The sequence below is a fragment of the Legionella quateirensis genome, from assembly GCF_001467955.1.
Lineage (GTDB): Bacteria > Pseudomonadota > Gammaproteobacteria > Legionellales > Legionellaceae > Legionella > Legionella quateirensis.
The window spans coordinates 38,999-39,769 of the sequence record NZ_LNYR01000036.1 but is presented as its reverse complement, the minus strand read 5'-3'; the positions used below and the strand labels follow the sequence as shown (position 1 = coordinate 39,769).

The window sequence follows — 771 nt, the reverse complement described above, 5'->3', positions numbered from 1 at the left end:
CTGGTACTGCCGTTGTAATTGGCAGCTGGCGTAAAGCTTAAGGTACCGTTGGCATTCAAGAGCACCGTGCCGTTGGCCACGCCCACTGTGCCGCCCACGGCAATAGCCGTACCGTTAATTGCAGTAATGGTATGGCCTGCGTTTTCAAAGGTATCATTATTATTGACATCATAAGTAGCCACCGTGTCTTCATTCAGGGTTATGGCATCATTGGCAATATCCACAACTGGATTGACTGTAATGGCAATATTGTCCGTATCACTTAAGGCGCCGTCACTGGTAACGACCGTTAAGCTGTCTGCACCATTGTAATCAGCAACCGGGGTGTACGATAAACCATTCAAGGCGGTGGTGATGTTGGCTGGAGATCCCACCAAAGTCACCGTTCCTGTACCATTATTCGTAATGGTCACCCCAGCCGTTGCCAGAGCCGTTAAATTGCCGTGTGCCACAGAAATCGTGGTGGTCACAGATGCGCTGTCTATATCGGTAAGGCTTATCGCATTGCCATTAGCAGAGCTAAAGACTCGAGCCGTATCTTCATTCGTGCTTTGAGCGCCAGGGACGCTGTTGGTTGGGGCGTCATTAACCGGATTGACTGTCAGGTTCACCGTAGCGGTTTCGGTAACCCCACCGGAAGTCACCGTGTAAGTAAAGCTGGTACTGCCGTTGTAATTGGCAGTTGGCGTAAAGCTTAAGGTACCGTTAGCATTCAAGAGCACCGTACCGTTGGCCACAGCCACTGTGCCGCCCACGGCAATGGCCGTACCG

General features: G+C 51.5%; 1 protein-coding gene. It reads right to left on the bottom strand.

Annotated elements, in window-relative coordinates; translation table 11 throughout:
• The coding region (locus Lqua_RS13280) for a tandem-95 repeat protein (RefSeq protein WP_193787186.1) at positions 1-771 on the bottom strand (771 nt) is incomplete at both ends.